Here is a 19,606-nt window from a genome sequence, read left to right as displayed (position 1 = left end):
GGCACCTTCGGAGGGTCGACCTGACCGCGCCGTTGCGGCCGGGCGAGGAAAGGGCAGTGGGAGCAGTGGGGAGCAGGGGGACTGGTGAGGGTCTCTTCCCCTTCATTATGGACGCCCCGGACAACCGGCACTGCCGAATCCACCTCGAAGGCGACTTCCCCGGGCCCGGCCGCGGACCCGGCTCAGCCGCGCAGGTCCACCAGCAACGGCGGCACCTGCTCCCCCGACACCGCCGTCAACGACACCACCGCATGCCCGGCCGGCAGCGCGTGCGCCAGATCCGACGGCGACCACCTGAGCCGCTCCACGTCCCGCGTCGTCACCGACTCCGTCTGCGCCGTCGTCCCCGACAACGCCTTCCGCCCGAGCCGCCCGGCCCGACGCACGACCCCACCGGAGGTGTCGGGGGTGTGGGTCACCGCGGTCTCCTGCACCAGGTGCGTCCCCCAGGCCTCCGAGAACAGCCGCCCGTCCCAGGGCGCGATCCCGGGAAAGGCCACCCGGCAGCCCACCGCGCCGAACAGCGGCGCCCGCAGCGCCTCCGGCAGGTCCACCAGGGTGCGCAGCAGCAGCACCGCACCCGCGTTCGCGCCGCGCATCCGCTGCAGACCGCGGACGGTGCCGGCGTCCAGCGCCGCCGAGGCGTCGTCCACCACCAGTCCGGCGAACAGCGAACGGTCCTCCCGCGCACCGGCCGCCTGGACGAACTGCCCCACCACCAGCCGGGACAGCATCCGGGCCGCCTCCGGGTGACTGCGCTCGGGCAGCTTCACCCGCACCCGCAGCGGGTGGTCCAGCACCCGCATCGCGAACGGGGGCCGGCCCGTCCCGTCGGTCGCGAAGGCCCCTTCGAAGGCGGGCCGCTCCAGCAGCCCCAGCCGGTCCGCCAGCAGCGCCCCCGGGTCGTCCGCCCGGTCCCGCTGGCGCTCCCGGTACTCCAGGTCCCGCTCGTACGCGGCCAGCCGGCCCGCCGTGCCCAGCGCCTTCACCAGCGCCGCCAGCGCGTCCGGCTCGCCGCCCAGCAGCGCCCGCAGCTCGCGGACCCCCGGGTAGCGGCGGTACGCGGCGTGGAACGGGCCCACCACCTGCTGCAGCGCCACCCGGGCGTTCTCCGCGCGGGCGGTCAGCTCGTCCGGCAGCAGGGCGTCGGCCAGCCGGGCCGCAGCCTCGTCCGGATCCCGCGCCGCGCCGTACAGGTCCAGCCCGTACACCGAGGCCGGGTCACCGGGCGCGATCACCACGTCGTACCAGGAGTCCGGGCCCAGGTCGGCCTCCGCCGCCCCGACCACCACCGCGCACGCGGTACCGGCCAGCGCCTGCAGGCACAGCGCCTCGGCCACCGGCCGGGCCAGCCGTGCCGTCTTCCCCGTCCCGGCCGGGCCGACCGCCAGCAGCGAGGTGCCCAGCACCGCCGGGTCCAGGGCGAAGTCCGCCGCCCGGTGGCTCAGCGGGTTCTTCGGCACGTCCTGCGCCACGCCGAGGCAGACCTGGCCCAGCAGCAGGTCGTGCCGCCGCGCCCGGCCGGGCAGCTCGCGCGCCTCGGACGGGTGGGCGAAGGCCGCCGCGCCGCGTGCGGCCACCTGCTCGGTGAACACGGGCACGAACGCCGGGTCCGCCTGCGCGGACTCCCAGGCGCGCTGGATCCGCACGTAGTCGACATCGCCGACGGCCTCGGCCTCCAGCCGGGCCGCCGCCTCGAACGCCCCGCCCCGCCGCAGCCCATCCCACGGGTCCCCCCCCCGGACCGCCTCCGCCGCCACCGCCCCGTCCTCCTCGACGGGCTCCGCGTGCGTCACCGTCCGCGACAGCAGCGGGGCGACGTAGCGGCGCCAGACCTCGGGCCAGCGGCCCATCCGGCCGAAGACCTTGATGACGGCAGCAGCCACCACGACGTTCACCGACAGCCCGACGACGGTCACCAAGGTCGCGGAGGGGTGATCGACCCACACGGTGATCACGATCAGGCGGAGCACCAGCTGGGTGCCGTAGACGAAGGCCAGCCACCCCACCACCGCGTTGAGCGCCGCCCGCAGCAGCAGCGGCCAGGTGGGGACGCGGGCGGCCTCCGCGCGTTCCGGGTCGATGCGGCGGTAGCCGAGGCGGTAGACGCCGGGTTCGGCCTCGGGGCGCGGGGCGGTGGCCCAGGCGGCGAGGTCGAAGGCCCCGCCCGGGGCGGTGGCCGGGCGTTGGTGGGGGACCGGGGTCGGGGGTCTGGTGGTGGTGTGGTCGACCTGGTGGTGTGACCCGTCCTGTGCCATGTACGGCCCCGCTCCCTCGCCCGCCCGGCCCGACCGCCGTCGGTGCCGCCATACCCATGCCGCCGTACCGGCGACACGCCCGCGCTCAGGGTAGTGGAGCGGGGCCTGCGGGTAGTCGTGGCGCCCGGGCTGGCCGTGCCGGACAAGTCGGACGGCGCAGTGCTACCGAGTGGCGCATGCCCGGTCGGGGAGGGCGGCCGTAGCCTGCGAAGCACCGAGCCGAGAAGTCTGGAGATACCCCATGAGCGCCGTAACGCCGCTCCCGCAGGAGCGCCGCCTGGTCACCGCGATCCCGGGTCCGAAGTCGCAGGAGCTGCAGGCCCGCAAGCTGGGTGCGGTGGCGGCCGGTGTCGGCACCACCCTGCCGGTGTACGTCACCCGTGCCAACGGCGGCGTGCTGGAGGACGTGGACGGCAACTCGCTGATCGACTTCGGTTCCGGCATCGCCGTGACCAACGTCGGCAACAGCGCCGAGGCCGTGGTGGCCCGGGCGAGCGAGCAGCTGGCCGCCTTCACCCACACCTGTTTCATGGTGACCCCGTACGAGGGTTACGTGGCCGTCGCCGAGCAGCTGAACGAGCTGACCCCGGGTGACCACGAGAAGCGCACGGCGCTGTTCAACTCGGGCGCCGAGGCGGTCGAGAACGCGGTGAAGATCGCCCGCGCGTACACCAAGCGCACCGCCGTCGTGGTGTTCGACCACGGCTACCACGGCCGCACCAACCTGACCATGGGCCTGACGGCGAAGAACATGCCGTACAAGCAGGGCTTCGGTCCGTTCGCCCCGGAGATCCACCGGGTGCCGGTGGCCTACCCGTACCGCTGGCTGACGGGCGCGGAGAACTGCGCCGCCGAGGCCGCCGCGCAGGCGATCGACATGATCAACAAGCAGATCGGCGCGGAGAACGTCGCCGCGATCATCATCGAGCCGATCCAGGGCGAGGGCGGCTTCATCGAGCCGGCCAAGGGCTTCCTGCCGGCGATCGTGGAGTTCGCGAAGGCGAACGGCATCGTGTTCGTCGCCGACGAGATCCAGACCGGCTTCTGCCGCACCGGCCAGTGGTTCGCGTGCGAGGACGAGGGCATCGTCCCGGACCTGATCACCACCGCCAAGGGCATCGCCGGCGGTCTGCCGCTGGCCGCGGTGACGGGTCGCGCCGAGATCATGGACGCCGCGCACGCGGGCGGCCTGGGCGGCACCTACGGCGGCAACCCGGTGGCCTGTGCCGCCGCGCTGGGCTCGATCGAGACCATGAAGGAGCAGGACCTCGTCGGCAAGGCGCAGCGCATCGGCGAGGTCATGCTGGGCCGTCTGCGGGCCATGCAGGAGAAGTTCGACATCATCGGCGAGGTCCGCGGCCGCGGCGCGATGATCGCCGTCGAGCTGGTGAAGCCGGGCACCAAGGAGGCGAACGCGGAGGTCACCGCGGCCATCGCCAAGGCCTGCCACGCCGAGGGCCTGGTGGTGCTGACCGCCGGCACCTACGGCAACGTGCTGCGCTTCCTGCCGCCGCTGGTCATGCCGGAGCACCTGCTGAACGAGGGCCTGGACATCCTGGAGGCGGCGTTCGCCGCCGTCTGAGCGGTGCCGCCCGTCAGGTCGTGAGACCCCCCGCCGGAGGGTTGTCCGGACAGCGCTGAACGGCCCGTGGGGACCTCTGGTCCTCGCGGGCCGTTCGGTTTTCCGTCCGGTTCCCGGCCACTCGTCCGGGCAGCCTCCGGGCGGTTTTCGCACGCCGCCCGGGTGGTCGGGCATGATCGGGGGGACCGTCCGAGGGGCGTTCCGAGGGGCGTCCGGGGCGGGGTGAAGATGATGTGCGGAATCGCTGAAGGCGCTCGGCCGGGAAGGGCGGTTGACGTAGTGTCATCACCGATGGACAGCGAGCCCCAGCCGTTGGCGGGGCCGTCCGCGGGGCCTCCCGGAGGGGCCGGTCCGCGCGGGCCTCGCGAGGACAACCAGTCCGCCCCGGCAGGGGCGGCGCACACCGAAGGCCGATCGACCGACCGTCCGACCCACACCCCCCGGGGCGCACGGAACGGCGATCATCAGAGCCGCCCCGGAGCTCTCCCCCCTGCTCCGGGGCGGCTGTCCGCCGTTCCGGCCCGGGTGGCCCGGTCGGTGGCGGTGCCGGTGGTCGCGGCGGTGGTGCTGCTGGCGGTGTCCTGGCAGGTGGCGGTGGACGGGCCGCTGCTGGGGGTGGACCGCTGGGTGCGCGCGGCCGTCCGGACGTCCCACCGCGATCATCCGAGCGCCCTGCTGAACGGCCTGGGCCACCTGCTGTCGGACCTGGGCGGCGGGGTGCCCGCCGTCCCGGTGCTGCTGGCGGCCGGGGGGCTGGCCGCCTGGTGGTGGCGTCGGGCGGGGGCGGTGCGCTGGTGGCTGCCGCTGCCGGTGGCGGCGCTGACGGCGGTGCTGATCCCGCTGCTGGTGGTCCCGGCGAAGGCCGGGTTCGCCCGGCCGGGCCCGCTCGGGGACCCGCTGCTGCCGGGGCAGTGGGGCTGGTACCCGTCCGGGCACACCGCGACGGCGACCTTCTCGTACGGGGTGGCGGCGCTGCTGCTGGCCCGGGCGGCGGGGCGGCGGACGGCCCGGGGGCTGACCGCGGGCGCGGTGGTGCTGGCGCTCGGCGTGGGCGCGGGGCTGGTGTGGAGCGACTTCCACTGGCTGCTGGACGTGCTGGCGAGCTGGTGCCTGGCCGTCCTGGTGCTGTGGGCGCTCGACCGCCGGTTGCCGAGGCCGGACGCCTGAGGGCGTCGGGCCTCCGGGCAGCCGAGGGCGTCGGGCCTCGGGGGTGCCCTGCTCGGGGGCGTCCTCGGCGTCGTTGCGGTGGACGAGACCGGCCTCGCCGTTGTCGCGGTGCCACTCGACGACGAGTTCGTCGCGGGCGCCGAAGCGGACGAGGTGGCGGCCGACGACGTCCTCCAGGCCGGCCAGGTCCTGGCGCTCGCCCTCGACGGTCAGCAGCAGGGCGTCCGGCTGGGCCTCCATGGTGGCGGTGCCGGCCTTGAAGACCAGGGTGCCGTGACCGGTCTCCGGGGAGAAGGAGGTCTCGATCCGCTTGCTCATGTGGGCGGCGAGTTGCTTGGCGTAGCGGGCGGGGCGGTCGGTGGCGACGCGGGCGGTGGAAACGGGCACGGGCACTCCAAGATCGGAAAGGGGAAACTTAGGGTCCCCTCACTCGGAAGCACCGTAACGTAGATGCTGAGCTAAGCTCAAGATATTTCTCCGAGCGCGTTCCACGGTCGGCAGCCCGCCCGGGACCGGCCGATACGCTTGGGCCGACCCCAGCCGAGGAGACCGCCGATGACCACCACGCCGACCGACGATCCGGCGGACCCCTCCCCCGGCCCCCGGCCCGGCGCCCCCGGCACCTCCGGCACCTCCGGCACCTCCGGCGTCCCCGCCGAACTGGCGGACGCGATGACCAGGGCGATCAAGCGGATCCGCCGGCAGACCGGCTGGCGGCTGGAGCCGTACGGCATCACCCCCGGCCAGGCCCGGGCACTGCGCACGCTCGCCCATGTGCCCGGCTGCGAGACGCCGGACCGGGCGATGCGGCTGAGCGACCTCGCCGACAAGCTGCACATCGCCCCGCGCTCGGCCACCACGGTGGTCGACGCGCTGGAGGAGGCCGGACTGGTCGAGCGCCGCCCCGACCCGGCCGACCGCCGGGCGGTCCGGATCCTGCTGACCGAGGAGGGGCGCGCGGCGGTGGAGCGGATCCTCCAGGTCCGGGACGAGGTCGCCCAGGACTACTTCGGCGAGGTCAGCCCCGAGGACGAGGAGGTGCTGCTGCGAGTCCTGCGGGCCGCCGAGGCACGCTTCCTCGAAGCCGGGCCGCCACCGCGGACATCGCCCCCGGGCGCAGCGCGGTGATCCCGATCCCGGCGATCACCAGCAGGGCGGCCGCGGCGGCCGTCGGGGTGACCCGCTCGCCGAGCAGCAGCCAGGCCGAGGACATCCCGAACACCGGCACCAGCAGCGAGTAGGGCGCGACCGCGGTGGCGTCGTAGCTGCGCAGCAGGTAGCTCCAGGCGACGAAGCCGAACAGGGTGGAGACCAGCCCGACGTAGCCGATCACGCCGAGCCCGGCCGGGGTCATCCCGCGCAGCGCCCGCAGGTCCGCGTCCGGGCCCTCCACCAGCAGGGACAGGGCCAGCAGCGGCAGCGGCGGCACGGCGCTGACCCAGACCATCCAGCGCAGCGCGTCCGGCGGCGCGGCCCGGCGGGTCAGCACGTTGGACAGGCCCCAGGCGACGGCGGCCAGCACGACCAGGACGAAGGCCCCGAACGGGCCGCCGAGGCCCTGGTCGGCGGCGCTCAGGGCGATGCCCGCGAAGGCCAGGCCCAGGCCGAGCAGCCGCCGCCGGCCGGCGCGCTCGCGCAGCAGGGCGGCGGCGAACAGCGCGGTGAACCCCGCCTGCCCCTGGAGCACCAGGGAGGAGAGGCCGGCCGGCATCCCGGCGTGCATGCCGAGGAAGAGCAGCCCGAACTTGACCACCCCGAGCACCACGCCGACCGCCAGCACCCAGCGCCAGGCCACCCTGGGCGGGCCGACGAAGAAGATCGCGGGCACCGCGACCACGGCGAACCGCAGGGCGCAGAAGAGCAGTGGCGGGAAACTGTCCAGGCCGATGTGGATCAGGACGAAGTTGAGGCCCCACACGGCGGCCACCAGGACGGCCAGGGCGATGTGACGGGGGCGCATGCTCCCGGCGGCCGACGCGGCGGGGGTTGGGCCGGCTGACGCGGCGGGGGTTGGGCCGGCCGAAGCGCCGGGAGTTGCGGCCGGTGGTGCGGCGGGTGTCGCGGTCATGGGTCGAGCATGGTGGCGCGGGAAGGTTTAGCACCAGCGATGAATACTGAACAGGATTCTTTAGGATCGCTGCATGATGGATCTGGGGCGCCTGCGGGCGCTGCACGCGGTGTCGGTGCACGGCTCGGTCGGCGGGGCGGCGGCCGCACTCGGCTTCACGCCCTCGGCGGTCTCCCAGCAGATCGCCAAGCTGGAGCGGGAGACCCGGACGGTGCTGCTGGAGCGGCAGGGCCGGGGCGTGGTGCTGACCGACGCGGCACGGGAGCTGGCCGCCACCGCGCGGACCGTCCTGGGGCTGGTGGAACAGGCCGAGGTGCGGCTGGAGGAGCAGCGCGGCCGGGCCGTGGGACGGCTGCTGGTGGCCGCCTTCGCGACCGGGGCGCGCGGGCTGATGCCCGGGGTGCTGGCAGAACTGCGGCGGCGCTGCCCCGAGTTGGACGTACGGCTGCTGGAGAGCGACCCGTACCCGGCGGCGGAGCTGGTGGCGCGCGGGGAGGTGGACCTGGCGCTGGTGCAGGACTGGCCGACCGTGCCGCTGCCGGTGCAGGAGGGGCTCTCCCGGCTGGACCTCGGGACGGACCCGGTGGACCTGGTGCTGCCCGCCGGGGACGAGCTGGCCGGGCTGGACGCGGTGCCGGTGGAGCGGCTGTGCGGGCAGCGCTGGATCAGCGTGCCACCGGGCAACATCTGCCACGACTGGCTGGTCCGCACCCTGCGCGAGGCCGGGGAGGAGCCGGACGTGCACTACCAGGTCGGCGACTTCGAGACCCAGATCGCGCTGGTCGCGGCGGGGCTGGGGATGGCCGTGGTGCCCCGGCTCGGCCGGGGCCCGCTGCCGGCCGGGGTGGCGGCCCGCCCGGTCGCCTCGCAGCCGAGCCGGCGGGTGTTCGCGCTCTGGCGCAGCCAGGCCTCCCGGCGGCCGGCCATCACCGAGGCGCTGGCGGCGATGCGGGACGGCTGGGGCGCCCTGCCGGGCTGAGGCGCGTCCCGCAGGCCGGGCCGGGCCGGGCGGGGCGAGGCCGGGGCGCCCGGGGCGGGCTCCTAGGTGGCGAAGCCGATGACCAGCCACATGAAGCCGACCCCGGCCACCGTGCACAGCAGGGTGCTGCGCGAGGGGTGCGGGCTGTGCGCCTCGGGGAGGATGTCCGAGGTCGCGAGGTAGAGCAGGAAGCCGGAGAAGAAGCCCAGGTAGAGGCCGAGCAGGTGCTCCGGGATGGTGAAGGCCAGGGTGATCGCGGCACCGGAGACCGGGGCCAGTGCGTCGGCCGCGAGCAGGGTCAGCGCCCGGCGGCGGTTGTTCCCGTACAAGCGGGTGATCGTGTACGTGTTGAACCCGTCGGCGAAGTCGTGCGCGACCACCGCGATGGCCACCACCGTGCCGACCGTGGTGCCGGCCTGGAAGGCGGCGCCGATCGCGAAGCCGTCCATCACGCTGTGCCCGACCAGGGCCAGGGCGGCGGTCAGGCCGACGCCCTGGTGCCCGTTGCGGTGGGCGTGGCCGTGCTGGTGGCCGTGGGTGTGCTCGGCGTACTCGCCCTCGTGGCCGCGGTGGATGGCGACGGCGCGCTCGACCACGTGGATGGTGAGGAAGCCGACAGCGAACATCAGCAGTGCCTGGGGCACGCCGTGCACCTCGCCCGGGGCCTGGTGGAGGGCCTCGGGCAGCAGGTCGAAGGCGACCACGCCGAGCATCAGGCCGGCGGCGAAGCCGAGCACCAGGTGGCGGCGGTCGCCGGTGCGCTGGGCGACGAAGCCGCCGATCAGGGTCATCAGGAACGCCCCGGCGGCGACCAGGACGGCGGTCACTGGGCCGCCTCCAACCCGATCGGCCCGGTCGGGTCGGTCCGGTCGATCGGGCCGGTCCGGCCGGTCCGGGCGGTCGGGTCGGTCGGGTCGGGCCGGCCCGCGGGTCCGGTCGGGTGGGCCGCCCCCGCCGGATGACCGGTGCCGCCGTGTGGTCTGACGAGCGCTCTGCCCATTCCTCTCCCCCTGGGGTCCGCCCGTGGCCGGGCCGACCGCCGACCGTACCGGACGCCCGTTCCGCGGTGATCGCCCGGGGTGCCGCCGACCCGGCCGGTCCTCGGCCGCGGTCGCATCGGCCCGGTCCCCTCAGCCTTGTTCCGGGTACGGAGGGACGCCCGCCGGGTGGGCCGTCGGGGTGACCTCCCTGGTCGGAGCCGGTCCGGGCAGGGGGGTCAGCGGCCGGCGGCGAGCGGCAGGCCGAGGTGGGTGCGGGCGAGTTCGCGGACGCCGTCGCCGTCGATCAGGTGGATGTGCCGGTGGCCCTCCTCGGCCGAGAGGTCCAGGGCCGCCTCGGCGAAGTGGCCGGTGGTCAGCCGCAGGCCGCGTTCGGCGGACTCCTCGCGGACCGCCTCGGCCAGGGTCTCGATCTGCTCCGCGGTGACGGCGGCCGGGTCCCGGGAGGCCCAGACCACCCAGCGGCCGGGCAGCGCACTGCCCGGGGCGCCCTCGCCGGTGGCGACCAGCCCGGCCGGTCCGCGCAGCCGCACGCTCCACTCGGCGAGCCCGCCCCGGGTGAGCAGGTCGCGCACCAGCTGGGCGAACTCGTTGGCGGACAGGTCGGGCGCGGCCGGGACGGCGGCACCGGCCCGGGCGGCGGGCTGGACGGCCGCCCGGGCGTACGGGTCCGGGGTGACGGCGGCGCCGAGCTGGCGCAGCCGGACCAGCGCCTCGTCCTGTTCGGCGTCGGCGTAGACGCCCTCGTCGTCGCGTTCCTCGTACGGGGTCTCCGGCGGCAGCAGCCGGGTGCGGGCCAGGGCGTCGCGGTCGGCGTCCACGCTGACCAGGCAGAGCGGCTCGGCACCGGGCTCGCGCAGCCAGCCGTTGAGGACCACGCCGGCGAGTATCTCGTCGGTGTCCACGGCGTCGGCGGCCTGCAGCGAGCGCAGTGCGAGCCGGGCGACCAGCCGCAGGTAGTCGGTGGCCCGGTCCGCGGGCGGGCGCGGCACCGGGAGGATGTCGCCGTCGGGGGCGAGCCGGTAGCCGGTGAGCGAGGGCACCAGGTCGAGCGGGGGCAGTTCGAGGTCCAGCACTGCGGTGCGGGTGAGCGGGCGGAAGACCGCCCGGCAGGCGGCGGGGAGGTCCTGGGTGGCGGTCTCGGCGGCGGCCAGGGCCCGTTCCAGCAACGACTCCACGGCGGCGGGCTCCGCCAGCCGGTAGGCGCGGCGGCACTCCTCCAGGCTGTCGTTGTACTCGCGCACGGCGCGGGCCCGGGCCTCCTCGGCCGCCTCGTGGGCGCGCCGGGACTCGTCAGCGGCCGGGCTGCCCGCCTCGGCTCGGCGTGTGCGCCACTCCCGCAGGGCGCGCTGGTGGGTCAGCCGGGCCTGGGCGAGCTCGCGCTGGTAGCCGGAGTCCAGCAGTCGCCGGGACGGGCCGCTCTCGGGGTCGGCGGCGGCCGGTTCGGCGGGGGCGAAGTCCTCCCAGCGGGGCTCGGCGCCTTCGACCACGGCCGGGCCGTCGGTCGGGTAGGGGCGGGGCTCGTAGTGGCGCAGCTGGCTCTCGAAGTCCATCGCCGAGACGGGCAGGGCGGCCCGCCGCAACAGGTCGGCCAGCCGGTCGTGCTCGGCCCGGACGGTGAGCGTGCGGTGGTGGGTGAGCGCGGCGGCCCGGGCGTGCGCCGCGACGGCCTCGTCGGGGTCGGCGGCGCCCGGGCCCGAGGAGCCGGGGTCGGGCCGGGACGGGCCGGACGGGCCGGACGGGCCGGACGGGCCGGGGCCTGCGGAGGCCGGATCGGTGGTGTCGGGGTCGGCGGGGTCGGGGTCGGCGGGTCCCGGGGCGGACGGGCCGCCGCCGGTCGCCCCCGGACCGGGGCGGCCGGGGGCCGGGGGGCCTGCGGCACCGTCCGCTTCCGGGCCCTCGTCGGCGCCGAGGTCGCGGAACACCGAGGCGAGGAAGCCCGGTTGGGGGAACTGGACGGTGGCGGCGCCGTCGGACTGGCCGTCTGCTGAGTACTGCATCGGTCGTCGTTCCCCCATGCTCGTCCGGCGCCTGCCCCGGGCGGCGGACCAACCGCAGCCCCGCCCCTGCCGGACATTGTCCACCGAACGGGCGCGGCGGTCAGCCGAGCCCGTCAGTTGGTCCGGGTGTTGGTGAGGTGCAGGCCGATGTAACCCACGTAGATCCGGCCACTGCCGGAGCAGTCGTCCAGGTAATGCAGCCGGGGTGCGGTGCGACCGCCGCCGATCCGCAGGTGCGCGCCCATGAACGCGCGCCGGGAGGCGTCGACGCATTCCGGCACCGGCAGCATCCGTTCGCGCTTCCACTTGGTGTGGCTGAACACCGTCCGGGACTCCCCGCGCACGGCCTTGCGGGGTGGGAAGCGGTGGCAGCCGTCCGGGGTGTGCTCGCACCACTGCTTGAAGTCCCCGCCGGCCGCGCCGCGCACGGCCGCCTCGGCGTACTCCTGCAGGGCCGTCAGGCCGTCCCAGGCGAGCCGGGCCCAGCCGGCACCGGCACACTGGAGGCCGTCCAGGGCGAGCGCGTTCTTCTGGTCGCCGGTGAAGGTGAGCAGGGAGAACTCGCCCAGCCTGGCGAGGAGTTCGGTGAAGGTCTCGGGCTTGCCCGGCCACCCGCCGGGCTGGGCGGCGGGCCGGCCGACGGTGGCCGGGCCGGTGCCCGAGGTGGTGGGCGCGGCGCCGGACGGGGCGGCGGTGGGCCCGGTGCAGTGACGCCCGCTCAGGGCGCTCCGGGCGCCGGTGCGCAGGCGGCCCTCGTGGCCGTCCCTGGACTGGGCGCGGTCGCGGCGCTCCAGGCGGAGGGTGTGCCGGACCCGCTCCAGCTCGTCGGCCCTGGCCTGCTGCTCGGCGCGGTCCTGCTGCTCCTCGAGGGCGAGCGCGGCCGATTCGGCGGGGGGTCCGACGGGGGGTCCGGCGGCCGGGCGCAGCTGCGGGGGCGGGACGCGCAGCACCGGGACGGCGGCCAGCGGCGGCGGGAGCGGCTGTTCGGCGGCCAGGCGGCGGGGCTCGCGGGCGAGCAGCCCGGCGGCGCGGCGGAGGTCCTGTTCTATTCGGCCCCGGGCGAGCACCGGATGTCGGGCGCCGTCCTGCCGGGAGGCCGGGTCCACCTCGGGCAGGTAGGTGCGCACGGCGCCGCCGTACACGGAGTGGTACTCCAGGGCGACGTTGAACCCGGTGCGGGCACCCGGGTCCAGCACGTAGGCGGTGGCGAGGCCGGGAAGCTGGCGGCAGAGCGGGCGGACCACCTCCTCGACCCAGTGCTCGACCGGGAGGTTCACCGGCACGCTGGCGACCACCGTGGGCAGTCGGCGCTCCGGGTCGCACAGCTCGTCGATCAGGTCGTCGACCTCGTCGGCCGTGATCACCCGGGGGGCGGAGTGGACGGCGGCCGGGCCGTCGGCGGCGTCGAGCAGCGGGAGGAGGGTGCGGGCGAGCTCGGGTACCGGCACCCGGCAGGGGGTGCGCACACCGCTGCCGGTGCTGTGGGTCTCGGCCTCCAGGCGAACCCAGGTGGGGCCGCCGGTGTCGGTGGCCACGGTGAGGGTGAGCTGCCGGGTGCCGTGCGGGGCCGGGGTGCGCAGGCGGCGGCGGTCGTAGCGGCCGGCGCCGGGGCCGCCGCGCAGCGACCCCTGGTCGCGGTCCAGCAGGACGCGCTCGCCCAGGCGCAGGCGTTCGGCGGCGGGGGGTGCGCCGAGCGTGGTGCCGGGGGCGGGCGGGGGCTCCTCGCAGCCCTCCTGCTTCAACCAGGAGGCGAGCTGGGCGTCGGCCAGCGCGACGGCCTCGGCGTGCGGGAGGGCGGTGGTGACGGTCATCCGGTAGGGCGTCGCGGGGCCGCGCGGGCCGGGTAGGTCGGCACCGGCGGGCGACGGCGAGCGGTCTGAGGTCATGCGCATACCTCCGTGGTGCGGGGTGGGGTCTGTTGTCCTCCATCGACGGTTTTCATCCGGTTCGGCCGGAACCTTGCCCAGGAAACGCCACGGCCCGGAGCGGAAGTTCCAACTCCGGGCCACGACACTACGTTCGGGTGAATCTGCTCAAGCCGTCTTCCGCGTGGCGCGAGCACTCGGCTACGGGGAGCGACGCCTCCGGCGGGCCCGCGCACCGGTCCGGCCACTGGTCGGAGCGGCGGCGCGGGGTGGTGGGCGATCAGTACCACGGGTTCGGCCCCCCGGGCCCCGGGCCCCGGCCGGAGGTGCGTCCGGAAACCGATCCCCCGGCACGCCGCGGGGCGGGCGGAGCGCGCGGCTCAGACCGGTACCTCGACGTAGGTGCGCCCGGCCGGCACGGCGACCGCGGTGCCGCCGGTCGCCTCGGCCAGCCAGGTGTGGAACCCGGCCACCTCAGGCTCCGGCACACCCACCTCGATCCGCACCCCGGCCGCCTCGTAGGCGAGGTCGCTCACCGCGTACCCGGCGGCCCGCAGGTCGTTCTCCACCCGCCCGGCGCGCACGTGGTCCGCCGTCACCGCGAGCAGGGCGACCGGGCGCCGCTCCAGCAGGCCGACCTCGTCGACCGCCGCCGACACCGCGTTCCCGTACGCCCGCACCAGGCCGCCCGCGCCGAGCTTGATCCCGCCGAAGTACCTGGTCACCACGGCGACGGTGTCGGTCAGGCCGCGTCGGCGCAGCACCTCCAGCATCGGCACCCCGGCCGTGCCGCCGGGCTCGCCGTCGTCGCTGGAGCGCTCGCGGCGCTGCTCGTCGCCGACCACGAAGGCGGTGCAGTTGTGCCGGGCGTCCCAGTACTGCTTGCGGACGCCGGCGATGAAGGCCTGCGCCTCGTCCTCGTCGCAGACCCGGGCGAGGTGGCAGATGAAGCGGGACTTCTTGATCTCGGTCTCGTGGCTGCCGGCCCGCCGGATGGTGAGGTACGGCCTGGCGGTCGGTTCCGGCGTGGCGGACATGGCGCGGTGGTTCTCCCGGGAACGGCGACGGCTGGCGGTGCGCGCTCCGGAGGTCCGGGGCGGCACCGCCAGCCTAGTTGGCGCACGGCCGGGGGCGGAGGGGCTGGCGCTGGGTGCTGGGAGGTCAGCGGCCGGCCAGGGCGTCCAGTTGCGCGCGGTCCAGGCCGGTCAGCGCGGTGACCTCGGCCGGGTCGACGGCGCCGCAGTCCAGGCCGCGCAGCAGGTAGCCGCTGAGCGCCCGGGCGGTGGCCGGCTCGTCCATCACGTCGCCGCCCGCCTTGGCGACGTACGCGGCGAGCCGGGCGGCGGCGGCCGCCAGGCCCTCCCGGTAGAAGGAGTACACCGCGACGTAGCGGGTCGGCAGGTGCGCCGGGTGCATGTCCCAGCCCTGGTAGTAGGCGCGGGCGAGCGAGCGCCGGACCAGGTCGTGGTGGAGCTTCCAGGCGGCGTGCACCTGCTCGGTGGAGCCGGTGGGGATCACGTTGGTCGAGCCGTCGGAGAGCCGGACACCGGTACCGGCCGCGGCCACCTGCATGACCGCCTTGGCGTGGTCGGCGACCGGGTGGTCCATGCTCTGGTAGGCCGCGCTGACGCCGCAGGAGGCGCTGTAGTCGAAGGTGCCGTAGTGCAGTCCGGTGGCGCGGCCCTCGGCGGCCTCGATCATCCGGGCCACGGTGGCCCGGCCGTCCGGGCCGAGGATCGCCTGGGTGGTCTCGATCTGGATCTCGAAGCCGATCCGGCCGGCGGGCAGCCCGGCCCGGCGCTCGAAGTCCTCCAGCAGCCGGACCAGCGCGGTGACCTGCTCGGCGTAGGTCACCTTGGGCAGGGTGAGGACCAGACCGTCGGGCAGGCCGCCGTTCGCCAGCAGGGTGGCGAGGAAGAGTTCCAGGGTGCGGATGCCGCGGGCCCGGACGGGCGCCTCCATGCACTTGATCCGGATGCCGACGTAGGGCGGCGCGCTGCCCTCGGCCACGGCGGCGGCGACCAGTTCGGCGGCCCGGACGGCGGCGGCGTCCTCCTCGGCGTCGGGGCGGGGCCCGTAGCCGTCCTCGAAGTCGATCCGCAGGTCCTCGACCGGCTCGCGCTCCAGCTTGGCGCGGACCCGGGCGTGCACGTCGGCCAGCAGCTCGTCGTCGGCGACGCCGAGGGCGCGGGCGAGCTCGGCGGGGGTGCCGGCGTGGGTGTCGAAGGCCTCCAGGGCCTGGCGGCCCCACTCCCGTACGGTGTCGGCGCGGAAGGCGTCGGCCGGGACGTAGACGGTGTGCACCGGCTGCCGGGTGCCGGTCTCGCCCGGGTAGCGGCGCGCCAGGTCGGCGTCCACGGGGGCGAGCAGTGCCTCCACGGCGGCGCGGGCGGCGGCGGAGAAGGAGGCCCCGCCCGTCGGTCCGGTTCCGTCGACCTCGACCTGCGACATCCGCACTCCTCCATGCCGAACCGGCGCTTCAACAGTTTGTTGAGGCGAAGGTAGCTCCGGCCGGGTCGGGCGTCAATGGCCGACCGAGCGGTGGACCCGGGGTGTCGGTGCGGGGGCGGCGCTGGTGCGGCGCGGGCTCAGTCCCTCCCGGCGGCCAGGTAGCGGTCGCGCAGCAGCGGGTAGAGGTCGGCGACCTCCTTGGGGTGGACCGCACCGTCCGGCCCCTTGCCGGTGACCCCGTACTCGGTGGTCAGCCAGGCGGCGAGGCGCGGCGGGTCGGGCTGGTGACCGTAGCTGTCGATGTAGGAGACCAGCCCGTCGTAGGCGATGTCCTCGTCCAGTTGCACGGGGGCCGGGTCGGATTCGGTGGGGACGCCTTGAGCGGGCTCCTCGGCCGGCGCGGTCTGCTCGGGCCGGGCCTGGTGCTCGGCCTGGGCGGCCGGCTGACGGTGCTGCGGCTCGACTGTCGGCTCGGTCTGGGGCTGGGCGGCGACCGGGTGCTGGGGCTGGGCGGAGCCCGGGTGCGGGGGCTGGGCGGAGCCCGGGTGCGGGGCCTGCGGCCGGGGCCCGGCGGCGGGCTCCTCGGCGACCGGGCGCGGGGGCTTGAACCACGGCGAGGCCTGGCCGGGCACCCGCCCGCCCGGGGCGGCGTCGACCGAGTGGCCGGTGGTGCGGACCGGGCGCTCGGTCCAGACGTTCAGTTCCTCGCCGCGCGGCTGCGGGGCGACGGCCTCCTCCGTCTCCGGCTCCTGGGCGGCACGCAGCCGGACGGCGTGCAGCCTCGCCAGCATCGGTGCGGCAACCTCCGGCGCGATCGGGGCCGCGGCTGCGGGGGCCTCGGACTGGGACTGCAGCTGGGACTGCGGTTGCGGCTGGGACTGAGGCTGGGCCGACGGTGCCGCTGCGGCCGCCGGTGCGGCCGGTGCTGCCTGGTGCTGCTGGGCTCCGGCGGGGGCCGGAGCCGCGATGGCCGCGGCGGCCCGGGCCTGCTGGGGCTGGGCACCGAGTTCCTGGGACGGCTGCTCCGCCAGGACCTCCTTGGCCTCGCGCTCGCGGCCCTCCTCGTCCAGCCGGTCGAGCAGCGACGGGTCCAGCGGGACGCCGAACTTGGCGAGCTTGAGCGGCAGCAGCGCCTGGATCGGCGCCGAGCGGCGCCAGCCGCGGCCGTAGCGGAAGCGCAGCTGCGCCCGGTAGACCAGCCGGTTCTGCTCCAGCCGGATGACCTCCTCGTAGGAGCGGAGCTCCCAGAGCTTCATCCGCCGCCAGAGCCGGAAGGTCGGCACCGGGGAGAGTATCCAGCGCATCACCCGGACCGACTCCATGTGCCGGTCCGCGGTGATCGCCGCGATCCGGCCGACCGCGTGCCGGGAGGCCTCGACCACGACGACGAACAGCACCGGGATGACGGCGTGCATCCCCATGCCGAGCGGGTCGCCCCAGGAGGCCGCCGCGTTGAAGGCGATGGTGGCGACGGTCAGCAGCCAGGCGGTCTGCCGCAGCATCGGGAAGGGGATCCGCAGCCAGGTCAGCACCAGGTCGAGGGCGAGGAGCACCACGATGCCCGCGTCCACACCGATCGGGAAGGCATAGGAGAAGGCACCGAAGCCCTTCTCCACGGCCAGCTCGCGCACCGCGTTGTACGAGCCCGCGAACCCGATGCCCGAGATGATGCAGGCCCCGGCCGCGACCAGGCCGAGCAGCCCGCGATGGGCCTTGGTGAGCGTTGGGCGTGCCATTACGTCTATCAACCCCTGGATGTCGGCTGCTGCCGTACGCGCATCGGCTGCCGGTTCCCGCCAGTCGGGCCGCCGGACGGCTGAACAGCGTCCGGGCTCGGCCCACCGGAGTTTACTCGTACGGGTGTTTCAGCGTTTCCGCAGCCTGGGGTGTCACAGTACCCACTGCGCCCGGGGGCAGCGGCACCGGTCGGGCCGTCAGCGACTCTGCCCCGCCGTGCCGTTGAGGTACGCCAGGACGGCCATCACCCGGCGATTGGCGTCCTCGTCAGGGGCGAGCCCGAGCTTGGTGAAGATGTTGGCGATGTGCTTGGCCACCGCTCCGTCGCTCACCGAGAGCCGGGCGGCGATCGCTGAGTTGGAGCAGCCCTCGGCCATCAGCTCCAGCACCTCGCGCTCGCGCGGGGACAGCCCGAGCAGCGGGCCCGGCCGGCGCGAGGTGGTCTGCATCAGCTTGGCGATCACGTCCGGGTCCATCGCCGTACCGCCCGCCGCCACTCGGCGGACCGCGTCGATGAACTGCCCCGCGTTGAACACCCGGTCCTTCAACAGGTAGCCCACCCCGCCCGTGCCGTCGGCCAGCAACTCCCGCGCGTACAGCTGCTGGACGTGCTGGGAGAGCACCAGCACCGGCAGGCCCCGGATCTCCTGGCGTGCCTTGAGCGCGGCCTGGAGACCTTCGTCGGTGAGCGTCGGGGGCAGCCGCACGTCCACCACCGCCACGTCCGGGCGGTGGGTCAGCAGCGCCTCCAGCAGCTCGGGGCCGGTCTCCACGGCCGCCGCGATGGTGAAGCCGTGCGCTTCCAGCAGACGGATCAGGCCTTCGCGAAGGAGGTAGAGGTCCTCGGCGAGGACAACTCGCACGGCAACTCCAAGGTGATGGTGGTGGGACCGCCGGACGTGCTGTCGATGGCGAGGACACCGTCGAAGGTACCCAATCGACGCTCGATCCCGCGCAGGCCCGTACCCCGCGACGGGTCCGCCACGCCCACACCGTCGTCCGTCACCGTGACCCGGAGGATTCCGGCCCGGTAGAGGATGTCCACCCACACCTGCTCGGCCTCCGAGTGCTTGGCCGCGTTGGCCAGCAGCTCGCTGACGCTGAAGTAGACCGCCGCCTCGACCGGAGCCGGCAGCCGGTCCGGCAGGCTCACGAACACCTCGGTCGGCAACGCGCTGTCCAGCGCCAGGGCCCGGACGGCGTCGCCGAGTCCGCGCTCGGCGAGCACCGGCGGATGGATGCCGCGGACCAGGTCGCGCAGCTCCTGCAGCGCCCGGGCCGAGGACTGCCGCGCTTCGGAGAGGAGTTCCCGCGCGGCCGCCTGGTCGGTCTCCATCAGGTGCTCGATGGTGCCCAGCGTCATCCCGATCGCGACCAGCCGCGCCTGCGCGCCGTCGTGGAGGTCCCGCTCGATCCGCCGCAGCTCGGCCGCCTGGCTGCCCGCCGCGTCGGCCCGGGTCTCGGTCAACTCGGCCACCCGCCTGGTCAGCTGGGCGTGCGTCGCCCGGCCGTCCTGGTCCAGCACCCGGCGGGCCGCCTCCCCGTACCCGCGCACCGCGTACGGGGCGAGGAGTATGCCGAGCAGGACCATGCCGACCCCGATCAACAGGCTCAGCGTGACCCGCGTCAACCGCGGGCTCAACGGGCCGAAGCCGTCCACCGGCACCGCGCTGCCCAGCGCGAACGCCGTCCCCAGCGCCAGCAGGAGGACCACCGCGCCGCCCAGCAGTACGGCCAGGGCGGGGTTCACGACCAGCCAGAGCATCTCGGCCCGGGTGGTGCGGTCCCGAAGGCCCCAGTGGACCAGCTGCGCGTACTTCGCGACCGTCTGCGAGCGGTGGTACGAGTAACCCGTCCACCAGTGCCCCCGGTCGTCCAACTCCAGCTTCGGCAACGGCTGGTAGACCGCCGGCAACCGGATGCCGTACCAGCGCTCCAGCATCCGCCGGGTCCGGTCGGCCGTCGGGCGGATGCAGGCGGCCGCCACCGAGAAGCCGGCGACCGCCGCAGCCGCGAAGGCCATCAGGGCCGCCGGGTAGTAGTACTCCAGGACCTGCGCCGTCACCACCCCCGCGACGACGGCCGCCCCCACCGGCAGCAGGAACCCCGGCACGGCACCCAGCACCACCTGAGCCAGCCGGGCCAGCCCCTGGCCGCCGGCCTGGAAGGCCACCTGGGTCTGCGCGCGGACGGACGTCCCGCTCGTACGAGTGTCTGTGGTCACGCAAACTCCTGATGCCGGTACCGATCGTCCTTCATCAGTGTTCACGAACGAGCCGCTCCGGGCACTGGCCATGGCACCCCAATTCCGGGGTAGATCTAGGACCACCTGGTGGTGGTAGGAGCAACACCCGGCCGGACCTATGGTCCTTTGGCCCTTTGGTCAGCTGGTCAGATGAGGAGTGGCCCGGAAATGCGAAAAGGCCCACCCGGTAACCCGGGTGGGCCTTCTCTGAATGATTGTTCGGCGGCGTCCTACTCTCCCACAGGGTCCCCCCTGC

At 75.2% G+C, this 19,606-nt stretch carries 14 protein-coding genes and 1 pseudogene; 4 read left to right on the top strand and 11 right to left on the bottom strand.

Annotated features, from left to right (window positions below; translation table 11 throughout):
* Nucleotides 1–182: 182 nt before the first annotated feature.
* Nucleotides 183–2,258, bottom strand: a complete 2,076-nt coding sequence (locus tag ACIQWA_RS40310) for an ATP-binding protein (protein ID WP_402492014.1) — start codon at nt 2,256–2,258, stop codon at nt 183–185.
* 241 nt (nt 2,259–2,499) lie between these two features.
* Here ACIQWA_RS40310 and gabT point away from each other — a divergent pair, with 241 nt between their 5' ends.
* A complete protein-coding gene (gabT, locus tag ACIQWA_RS40305) occupies nt 2,500–3,840 on the top strand; it encodes a 4-aminobutyrate--2-oxoglutarate transaminase (RefSeq protein WP_360245276.1) in 1,341 nt (446 codons plus the stop codon).
* A gap of 537 nt (nt 3,841–4,377) precedes the next feature.
* Nucleotides 4,378–5,007 carry a phosphatase PAP2 family protein gene (locus ACIQWA_RS40300; RefSeq protein WP_402492011.1) on the top strand — a complete coding sequence of 210 codons (630 nt, stop codon included), beginning with the start codon at nt 4,378–4,380 and terminating at the stop codon, nt 5,005–5,007.
* A 171-nt stretch (nt 5,008–5,178) separates the two neighbouring features.
* Here the strand turns inward: ACIQWA_RS40300 and ACIQWA_RS40295 are convergent.
* Nucleotides 5,179–5,325: pseudogene (locus ACIQWA_RS40295) on the bottom strand (DUF2218 domain-containing protein); the annotation flags it as partial.
* 237 nt (nt 5,326–5,562) lie between these two features.
* Between ACIQWA_RS40295 and ACIQWA_RS40290 the strand changes: the two are divergent.
* On the top strand, nt 5,563–6,135 hold the full coding sequence (locus tag ACIQWA_RS40290; protein WP_402492007.1) for a MarR family winged helix-turn-helix transcriptional regulator: 573 nt from the start codon (nt 5,563–5,565) through the stop codon (nt 6,133–6,135).
* On the opposite strand, the gene ACIQWA_RS40285 is transcribed toward ACIQWA_RS40290, so the two are convergent.
* The gene (locus tag ACIQWA_RS40285) at nt 6,026–6,967 is read right to left on the bottom strand and encodes an EamA family transporter (protein WP_402492004.1); all 942 of its coding nucleotides are present in this window, start codon (nt 6,965–6,967) and stop codon (nt 6,026–6,028) included. The two genes, ACIQWA_RS40290 and ACIQWA_RS40285, sit on opposite strands and share 110 nt — an antisense overlap.
* 181 nt (nt 6,968–7,148) lie before the next feature.
* Here ACIQWA_RS40285 and ACIQWA_RS40280 point away from each other — a divergent pair, with 181 nt between their 5' ends.
* Entirely contained in the window at nt 7,149–8,054 is a 906-nt protein-coding gene (locus tag ACIQWA_RS40280; RefSeq protein ID WP_402492001.1) for a LysR family transcriptional regulator, read from the top strand.
* 62 nt (nt 8,055–8,116) lie between these two features.
* Here the strand turns inward: ACIQWA_RS40280 and ACIQWA_RS40275 are convergent, their stop codons facing one another.
* From ACIQWA_RS40275 to ACIQWA_RS40240, 8 genes are all read right to left on the bottom strand, one after another.
* The gene (locus tag ACIQWA_RS40275; RefSeq protein WP_360245315.1) at nt 8,117–8,845 is read right to left on the bottom strand and encodes a ZIP family metal transporter; all 729 of its coding nucleotides are present in this window, start codon (nt 8,843–8,845) and stop codon (nt 8,117–8,119) included.
* A 425-nt stretch (nt 8,846–9,270) separates the two neighbouring features.
* The gene (locus ACIQWA_RS40270) at nt 9,271–11,052 is read right to left on the bottom strand and encodes a restriction endonuclease (RefSeq protein WP_402491998.1); all 1,782 of its coding nucleotides are present in this window, start codon (nt 11,050–11,052) and stop codon (nt 9,271–9,273) included.
* Nucleotides 11,053–11,165: 113 nt separating this feature from the next.
* Nucleotides 11,166–12,938, bottom strand: a complete 1,773-nt coding sequence (locus ACIQWA_RS40265) for a hypothetical protein (RefSeq protein ID WP_402491997.1) — start codon at nt 12,936–12,938, stop codon at nt 11,166–11,168.
* A gap of 359 nt (nt 12,939–13,297) precedes the next feature.
* Nucleotides 13,298–13,954, bottom strand: coding sequence for a YigZ family protein (locus ACIQWA_RS40260; RefSeq protein WP_360245300.1), 657 nt, complete (start codon nt 13,952–13,954; stop codon nt 13,298–13,300).
* 124 nt (nt 13,955–14,078) lie between these two features.
* Nucleotides 14,079–15,368: a DUF6986 family protein gene (locus tag ACIQWA_RS40255; RefSeq protein WP_402491994.1), complete on the bottom strand. Its 1,290-nt coding sequence runs from the start codon at nt 15,366–15,368 to the stop codon at nt 14,079–14,081.
* A gap of 137 nt (nt 15,369–15,505) precedes the next feature.
* Nucleotides 15,506–17,104, bottom strand: coding sequence for a DUF2637 domain-containing protein (locus tag ACIQWA_RS40250; RefSeq protein ID WP_402491991.1), 1,599 nt, complete (start codon nt 17,102–17,104; stop codon nt 15,506–15,508).
* 198 nt (nt 17,105–17,302) lie between these two features.
* A complete protein-coding gene (locus ACIQWA_RS40245) occupies nt 17,303–17,968 on the bottom strand; it encodes a LuxR C-terminal-related transcriptional regulator (protein ID WP_402491988.1) in 666 nt (221 codons plus the stop codon).
* The gene (locus ACIQWA_RS40240) at nt 17,920–19,329 is read right to left on the bottom strand and encodes a sensor histidine kinase (RefSeq protein WP_402491985.1); all 1,410 of its coding nucleotides are present in this window, start codon (nt 19,327–19,329) and stop codon (nt 17,920–17,922) included. The genes ACIQWA_RS40245 and ACIQWA_RS40240 overlap by 49 nt, the downstream gene beginning before the upstream one ends.
* Nucleotides 19,330–19,606: the final 277 nt, after the last annotated feature.

The organism is Kitasatospora sp. NPDC098652 (genome assembly GCF_044760155.1).
Lineage (GTDB): Bacteria > Actinomycetota > Actinomycetes > Streptomycetales > Streptomycetaceae > Kitasatospora.
Note: the sequence above shows the minus strand (reverse complement) of the source record. Positions and strands in the feature narration are given on the sequence as shown.